Source organism: Nonomuraea longicatena, from assembly GCF_039525605.1.
GTDB classification, from domain to species: Bacteria; Actinomycetota; Actinomycetes; order Streptosporangiales; family Streptosporangiaceae; genus Nonomuraea; species Nonomuraea longicatena.
The window spans coordinates 1-7,650 of record NZ_BAAAHQ010000059.1 but is presented as its reverse complement, the minus strand read 5'-3'; the positions used below and the strand labels follow the sequence as shown (position 1 = coordinate 7,650).

The 7,650-nt window shown below is 67.1% G+C and carries 8 protein-coding genes; 3 read left to right on the top strand and 5 right to left on the bottom strand.

Going from position 1 to position 7,650, the window contains the following annotated elements; all coding sequences use genetic code 11:
- The 3 genes from ABD120_RS38060 to ABD120_RS38050 form a co-directional block, all read right to left on the bottom strand.
- Nucleotides 1-3,216, bottom strand: a 3,216-nt coding sequence (locus ABD120_RS38060; RefSeq protein ID WP_343955233.1) for a LamG-like jellyroll fold domain-containing protein, incomplete at its 3' end; no start/stop codon positions are given.
- A gap of 588 nt (nucleotides 3,217-3,804) precedes the next feature.
- Entirely contained in the window at nucleotides 3,805-4,539 is a 735-nt protein-coding gene (locus tag ABD120_RS38055) for a phosphotransferase enzyme family protein (RefSeq protein ID WP_343955234.1), read from the bottom strand.
- 27 nt (nucleotides 4,540-4,566) lie between these two features.
- Complete coding sequence (locus ABD120_RS38050) at nucleotides 4,567-5,112, bottom strand: GrpB family protein (protein ID WP_343955232.1); 546 nt, start codon at nucleotides 5,110-5,112, stop codon at nucleotides 4,567-4,569.
- Between the two features lie 296 nt (nucleotides 5,113-5,408).
- On the opposite strand from ABD120_RS38050, the gene ABD120_RS38045 reads away from it, so the two are divergent.
- Nucleotides 5,409-5,771 (top strand): metalloregulator ArsR/SmtB family transcription factor, encoded by a 363-nt coding sequence (locus ABD120_RS38045; RefSeq protein WP_343955231.1) that lies wholly within the window; start codon nucleotides 5,409-5,411, stop codon nucleotides 5,769-5,771.
- Entirely contained in the window at nucleotides 5,768-6,256 is a 489-nt protein-coding gene (locus tag ABD120_RS38040; protein ID WP_343955230.1) for an SRPBCC family protein, read from the top strand. The genes ABD120_RS38045 and ABD120_RS38040 overlap by 4 nt, the downstream gene beginning before the upstream one ends.
- Before the next feature lie 247 nt (nucleotides 6,257-6,503).
- Here ABD120_RS38040 and ABD120_RS38035 read toward each other — a convergent pair whose 3' ends face one another.
- A complete protein-coding gene (locus tag ABD120_RS38035; RefSeq protein ID WP_343955229.1) occupies nucleotides 6,504-6,833 on the bottom strand; it encodes a hypothetical protein in 330 nt (109 codons plus the stop codon).
- Nucleotides 6,722-7,327 carry a phosphotransferase gene (locus ABD120_RS39970; RefSeq protein ID WP_425564110.1) on the bottom strand — a complete coding sequence of 202 codons (606 nt, stop codon included), beginning with the start codon at nucleotides 7,325-7,327 and terminating at the stop codon, nucleotides 6,722-6,724. Before ABD120_RS39970 ends, ABD120_RS38035 begins: the two co-directional genes overlap by 112 nt.
- Nucleotides 7,328-7,389: 62 nt before the next feature.
- On the opposite strand from ABD120_RS39970, the gene ABD120_RS38030 reads away from it, so the two are divergent.
- Nucleotides 7,390-7,605 carry a hypothetical protein gene (locus ABD120_RS38030; protein WP_343955228.1) on the top strand — a complete coding sequence of 72 codons (216 nt, stop codon included), beginning with the start codon at nucleotides 7,390-7,392 and terminating at the stop codon, nucleotides 7,603-7,605.
- Nucleotides 7,606-7,650 lie beyond the last annotated feature (45 nt).

Sequence of the window (7,650 nt, the reverse complement as noted above, 5' to 3'; positions counted from 1 at the left end):
CGAATAGGGGGCGGTTCCGGTATCGGCATCAGCCGCCAGTTCCGAGCCCTTGGTTTGGGCCGTGACGGGACTCTTTAGCGGTGTGGCGGTGATCACCGCGTCCGCAGGGCACGTACCTGCGGGGCAGATGGCCGCACCGAGCTTGAGGACGCCTTCGGAGACACCGGCACCGGCAGGAAGCTCATTCAGCTTCACCCCAATGACAGCAGCCGTCTTGTCGACGCCAACTCCCCCGATGCGCATCACCGTATCGCCGGTGACGGTGCACGGGCTGCCGTTACAGGCGGTGGGGTCGGTTTTGGCGGTCTTGATGACGAAGCTGTCCTTGCCCAGCGTCAGGTTCTTGACGTTCTCCACCGGAGGCGGTGGAGGTGTGCCGGGAGTGGTGAAGGACACGGGGGCGGTCTTGGAGGTGCAGACCTCGCCGGTGCCGTCCTGTCCGCTGACGCAGGCCGTCATCTGCCATTTGTAGGTGGTGCCGGGCTGGACGGTGTTGACGGGGATCTGGAAGGAGGCCCTTTCACCGCCGCTGACGGTGCGGCTGCCGAGCGGTGCTGCACCGATTGGGGTGCCAGCGCTGTCGTAGAGGTAGTACTTGGCGGTTACTGGTCCACCGGAGGGGCGGTTGACCATGCCGGAGAGGATCGGCTGGGTCGGGTCCGCCATGCCGGTCTCGGTGTCGGTGGGCAGCATCGGTGCGTCGCTGGTGATGCGGTAGGCCGGGCTTTCGTTGCAGGAGGGCGGGGTGACGCCGGTGCGGCAGGCCTTGACGACGAATTTGAGGCTGGCGGGGTTGTGGAGCTGGAAGGTCTGGTTGATGACCTGGCCGGAGGGCTTGGCGTTGTAGCTGGTCGCGGCTACCTCGCCGTACAAGTCCTTGATCTCGCGGACGGTGAGGGCGCGCTGGTAGACGCGCATGTCGTCGAGTGAGCCCTGCAGCAGATGGCCGCGGAAAGCGGTCTTGTCCGAGCCGATGCGGAAGGGGCCGCCCGTGACGGTGCCGGTGGGGCTGTAGTCGGTTTCGGCGGACAGGGCGCCGTCGATGTAGATCCGGATCTTCCCCGCTGCCGCGTCGTAGAGGGCGACCAGATGGGTCCAGGTGTCGGCCTTGACGAGTTTCTGCGAGTCCACCCAGACGCCGTAGCCGGTGGTACCGCCGCTGCCGGAGACCTGCAAGCGTACCTTCTGCCAACTGGCGCCCAGATAGTAGACGGACAGCCCGAACGGGTTCCCGTCCTGGGTGGCCAGGTACTGGATCTCGTCGCTGTTGTGCAGTTTGAACCAGGTGCTGAGAGAGAAGCTGGAATTCTGGTTCAATACCGGCCCGGTCGTGCTGGCGTGGGAGTCCTGAATGGCTCCGGGGCTGCCCTGCAGGTCGTTGAGCTTGACCGCGCCGCCGACCTTGCCGGACGTCGCCGCGCGCCGACTGCCGGTGTAGGTGGCGTTGTGGCCATTGCCGCCGGAGTCCGCTGCGGTGGCGGCGCCGGTCGCCTCGTCGAACTTCCAGTGCGCCACGTGCCCTGCCGGGTAGGCGGGAGGCGGCTGCATGGTGGAGTCGTTGACGGTGACGGTGTAGTCGAGGTTGGTCGCCTCGGGCACCGTGGACGAGAAGCCCACCCGCACGTTCTGGCTGCGGGCGATCGCGTCGTTGCCGGTCATCGAGTCGATCGACTCGGCCGTCACGGTGGGGATCTCGGGCGGCAGGAAGTAGGAGACCGTCAGCTTGGGCGGCTTGCCGCCGACGCGGTCGGCGGAGTGGTAGTAGAGCCAGAATCCGCTGCCCTGGGAGGGCTGGTGATCGAAGCTGCTGTAGGCCGAGACCTGGATGCCCTCGCTCTGCGCTCCGGTGGCCCAGGCGTTGGCCATCGCCGTGACGTCCCAGGTGTTGGTCCGCTGGATCCAGTTGCCGTTGGGGTCGAGCTGCGGGGAGTTGGGGCAGATCTGGATGGAGGAGCCGAAGCTGGTGACCGACGGCTGGTTGGACCAGTCGACGGTCTGGGGATCCCAGCCGGAGGTGACGCGCTTGACCTCGACACCGCCGGGACCGTACCAGCGGCAGCCGACATCCTGCTCGACGTGCATCTCCAGGCGGGCGTTGCCGATGGAACGGCCGGCCAGGACACTGGTGTCGAACTTCAGCAGGGTGTGGGCCTGGCTGATGCGGCCGTCGCTGAAGGTGCGTTCCTTGCTGGTCTGCAACTGAGGTGAGGCGGGCGAGGGGTAGGTGCGACCGTCACTGCCGATCACCACGTCGCTGAGCAGCGGCAAAGTGGTGGTGGGGTCCACCGTGAGGGGGTAGCGGGTGGCCGGATCGTTCAAGAAGGCGGGGTCCGGCTTGAGGACCAGCACCTGCCGCCCGTTCTCGGTCACCACCCGGGTGTCGATCTTCCCGGTCTTCGCCGGGACGCCCTTGCCCGAGTCGGCTTCGGCCGGGGTGGGGCCGGCGTCGACGACGAAGGGCTCGGCGGCCGAGGCGCGCCGTTTGCCCTTGTCGTCGACGAGGGCGAGCCCCTCGCCCTTCTTGCCGTCTTCGAGGGTGAGGCCGTCGGCGTCGACGGGCAGGCGGTACTCGACTGGCCCGGTCGGACGCTCGCGCAGGACCACGTCATGCCGGAACCCGGTCGGCAGCGCCGTGACGACCAGGTCAGCGCCTGCCCCGGCGGCGTCGACGTAGCGGGCGACGTTCCCGTTCACCTCGGGTTTGGGCAGGTCCGTCAGCCACGACAGGGAGAAGCGCTGGTTCTTAGCGCGTTCCATGGTCGCGAACGGGGCGTTCCCTCCGAGGGAGAACGACACGTCGGCCTTGGCCACCTTGGGCTTGAGGACCCCGTCCCGTTCGACGAGCGTGGTGTCGATCCATGCCCAGGAGCCGTCGGGCTGCTTCAGCTGGCTGGGCCCCGCATACGACTGGAGTGTCAGGTGCCCCTCTGGATAGGCCCAGGTGCGGGAGGTCTCGGTGTAGGCCGCCTCAACCGCTACGGGCTTGTTCTGCTTCTTGGCCTCCGCGAGCGCCGCGCGAAGCGGGGCGTCGGGGTCTTCCGGTTTGGGGAACTGCGTGGTGGTCGGAGCGGCCGGGGCCGGGGCCTTGGGGTCGGCCGCTGCGGGAGAGATTGCGCCGGGGACGAGGATGGATGCCGCGACCGCGAGGACTGTGGCCGCCGCGAGCGTTGACGAGGGTCTGCCTGTCGCGACCCTCGAGCTGGGTAATTCGTACATTAACACCAGACCTTTGCGTGAGTTGATATTGCCATCAACTCTTACGTGCGCAAATGATCATTATGCAATGTGATTCATATCACACCCCTAATCCCCCCGATCCTGTAACACTCCTCCAGGCCACAACCCAGGGCCACCATCACGGCGAACCACAACAGCGATTAATGGCAGCCAGAATTGACCTCCACCTCCGCCCGAAGTCGCCATATCACCACCCCTGCCGAACTCGCCTACCTGATGATTCACCTGGCAGAAAGCCCCTCCAAGATCCCGGCGCCAAAATCTGTCCAACTGACTGATCTGTTTGACGACAGGACTGCGATACGAGCGAGGAATGAGATGCGAACCACGCAGAGCAGCAGCCGACCACAAAGGGCTATTGCCGCAGGACTTGCGGCTACCTAAGCGTCCCATCATTCTGCTGCCCGAAACATCCTGGAGTTCTGACCCGAATCTACCCTCATCAAGATTATAGAACGCCCATTTAATGAGGTATCGGCCAGGCCTGAAACGAATCCGGAAATCGCTGCTTGCGCGGTCCGGGCAGCGCCGGTGAGCTCACGGCAGCGTTCCGAGAGAGGAACGTCTTCAGACAGGTCTCCATACGTGCCGTTCGTAGCTCATCAGCGAGCGGAGACGACGGCGCAGCTCCGCGTGCACGGCGGGATGGTCGGCCGCGCGAATGTAGGCGGCCAGCGAACGCAACTCCCGGGCAGATCGGAGAAGCCGGGCCGCCGCAGTGGTCTCGATCTCCGGGTCGAGGCCGTAGCCACGGCAGAAGCGGAGCCAGCGATCCCGTGGGCGGCCGAAACGGTGATGCCCCATCATGGCCGGGACCGCGTCCTGCACCAGCGGGCCGAAGCCGACGGAGTCCCAATCGCCGAGCCGCCACCCGCCAGGGGCACCGAACAGGTTGCCGACGTGGGCGTCACCGTGAATCAGCCCCTGGGCGAGGTCGGCAGTCAGCTCAAGCAGGGACCGCTCGACGCGGTCGCACTCACCCAGCAGCCACGCGCGCTGACGCGGGCTCACCGGCGACGCCTCCGGGTCGTGGCTGTCGAGGTCGGCTCGCGGGGTTCCCAGCAGGTCGGCCTCGGGCGGCGTTCGCGGTGGTTTCGGGAGCGCGTGAAGGTCACGTACCAGCGCTCTGAGGTCTTCCGGCGAAGGCGTCGCCCCTACCGGTTGGGGGATGTACTCCCAGACTGTGGCGTGCCAGCCGTTGACGCCGATCGGCTGCGGCACCGGCAGCGGAGTGATCGACGGGAATCCCCGACCGGCGAGGCTGGCGTGCAGCAGGTCATTGAAGTGTCGGACGGTGGCCAGCCCGGCGTGATCATGCTTTCGGTCGGATCAGGCGTCGCTCGGGCCCGATCGCCAGCCGAGGCTCTGAGCCCATGTGTCGGCGCGCCGCACGATGTCCCAGACGAAGGGCTCCTTGGCAGAGACATAACCTTGCCGGTCATCGCGGAACTGCCGTGCGCATTGCCGCTTGATCTGGGCGAACTCGGCTGCGGTGGCGGGATGGGCACGCAGGTAGTCACGGAACAGCAGAGGCAGCTGCTGGGAGAAGCTCCCGAGCTCGCGCACGTGAATGTGGGTGCGGCGGCTGCCTGGAGACTCGCGGAAGTATCGCTTGGTCAGCTCGGGATTGTCCGCACGATGCACCAGATCGAGCTGCTCCAGTGGAGCCTTGTAGGCATCCAGTGGCTCCAGCGAGCGTACCGAGATCTGGATGTCGATGGTCGGCTTGGCGACCAGACCGGGCACCGACGTCGAGCCGATGTGGTCCACCCGCAGTGCACCGTCACCGAGTGCCCCTCGCAACGCTTTCCCGATCGCGGCAAACTCCAGCTGCCAAATCGGGTCATAGTCCACCAGCTCGATTGGGTCTCCCATGTCCCTGATTGTCTACGGTGCGAGGCCGCCGACGCCCAGGCGCCGGCGGCCGGCGGGAATGGGCGTCGGCCTGGCTGCTGGACGCGTTGTCTGCCGGCTACCGCCGCCACCGGGAGGTAGGGCGGCGCTGCGGGAGTCGTGGCGCTACCTCTCGGCGCGCAGGAGCGTCAGGATGCCGCGTCACCTTCAGGTGTGCGTCGGTCCTGTCGCCGGGATGGTGATCTTCGTCATTGGCCGGCCACCTCCCGCGAAACACGCCTTGGACTAACGCGTAACCATCATGTTACGCTTTTCGTGTGGATGAGGTGGCAGGGGCGATCGCCGACCCGGTGCGCAGGGAGATTCTCGTGTTGCTGTGGGCCGAGCGGCTCTCCGCCGGACAGATCGCCGGGCATTTCCCGATCAGCAGGCCCGCCGTGAGTCGTCATCTGCGGGTGCTCAGGGAGGCGGGGCTGGTCCGCGACGAGCTCGTGGGACGGCAGCGGCTGTATGAGCTCGACACCAGGCGGCTGCTCGACCTGGCCTCCTGGCTCGGGCAGTTCGGCCGACCGTCCGCCTGGCAGCGCCGATTCGACGCACTGGAGACAGAGGTTTACCGCACCCGCCGCGACCGCCGCACCGGCGGCGTGACCGACCAAACCCACGAGGAGACCGCATGAACCCGACCGGCCGACTACTGCGCGGCGAGTCCGGCAGCAGGCTCGTTCTCACCCGCACCTTCCGCGCGCCCATCGACGACGTGTGGGCCAGCGTCACCGAGTCCGACCGCACCGCCCGCTGGTTCGGCCCGTGGGAGGGCGACCCGGCGCCGGGCCACACGATCAAGGTGCAACTGGCCTTCGAGGAGCAGGAGCCGTGGACGGACCTGCGTATCGACGCCTGCGAGCCGCCGCGCCGCCTGGCGTGCTCGACCACCGACGAGCATGGCACGTGGTCGCTGGAGCTGCTGCTGTCGGAGTCGGACGGCACGACCCTGCTGGAGTTCGTGCAGCACCTGGAAACCGAAGAAGGCATCGGCGAGGTCGGACCAGGCTGGGAGTACTACCTCGACCTGCTCGTCGCCTCCCGCGACGATTCGCAGCGCCCCGACTTCGACGATTACTTCCCGTCGATGACGGCGTACTACGAGGGCCTGCGCCGGTGACCTGGGCCGCTACACCGAGGACGTCGGTATCTGTCTCACCAGTCCGCCGAGCCGGCATCCCGATCTGGCGGCCCACCTGGACGACTACCTGGCCGGCCCCGTCGGTGAGCCGGCATGCCACTCACGAGACACCGAACTGGACATCTGGGTGATTGACACCTCCGGCAAGCCAGCCATGGCTGACCCTGATCGAGGACGACCACACCCGTGCCCTGGCCGGATACGCCGTCAACGTCCGTCTGTGTCTTCAGTGCAGGAGCCGCAGTACCCGGTCGGCCTGGCGTTCCAGGGTGCCGGACGGGTTGTGGGGGGTGGCGGGTCCGTCGGGGCCGAGCATGAGGAACCAGCCCAGCGCGAAGAGCCGGCGGAACTCCTGCACGCGCTCGGCTTCCAGCCGGGTCAGGTCGAGGCGGGTCAGCAGCAGTTCGGTGTCGAGGTGGCCGTCGAGGCGGGAGATGTGTTCGGTCATCTCGCCGATCTCGAAGGCGCGGTCGCTGCGACCGGAGTCCTCCCAGTTGACGAGCCGGACCCGCTGGCCGTCGCCGTCCCACAGGTAGTTGGCGTGGTTTCCGTCCACCAGCCCGATGACCGGCGGCAGCGGGTCGATGGTGAGCGTGTCCGGGATCGTGGAGGCCAGCCACTCGCGACCCGCTGGAACGCCCGCCGCACGGCGGGGTCGTCGCCAAGGTCGGGGTGCTTGTCGGCCCAGGCGCGGACCTTGTCGACCGCCGCCGCCGGATGCCAGGCCGCCGGTTCGGCCGCCGCGACCACGTGCGGGGGAATCTCCCGGTGCAGGCGGTTCAACGTCGCGGCGACCGCGCCGACCTGCTCGCCGGTGGCGACCGTACCCCGCAAGACACCTCCGGGCAGCCTGGTCATGATGATCGACGGAGGGTTCGCGTCGAGGTCGGCCTGGACCGGCTGCGGGGCGATGCCGGGTGCGTGTTCGGCGAGAAGCGTCAGAACGGCCCACTCCCGGTGGGGTTCTCCACGGCCCCACGATGTGTAGCGTTTGGTGACGGTGTCGTCGCCGAGCTTGAGGTCGTGCGTGCTGAACCGGTCAGCCGCCATCTGCCCACGCCCCTTTTCGTATCCGGACCAATAGCGCCGTCCCGCCAAGAAGCCGAGCAGTAGTGCTCGGCGTACTCGTTCAGGACCGATCGAAGGCGGCGTTCGTCGTAGATCGGCAGCTGGTCGGTGCATTTGGCTCGGACGGCGCGGATCTCATCGAAGCGGCGGTGAATCTGGTATCCCGAAGAAGAATCTCAATAACCGAGCTTCTCGACGTCGAGCCATCGGAATCAGCGCTGCCGCCCGCACGCGAAAAAGCGTGCCAGACAGTGACGTGATCTCAGCGAATTGCCGGTAGGTAGTTGTGCTCGAAATGGGTGAGG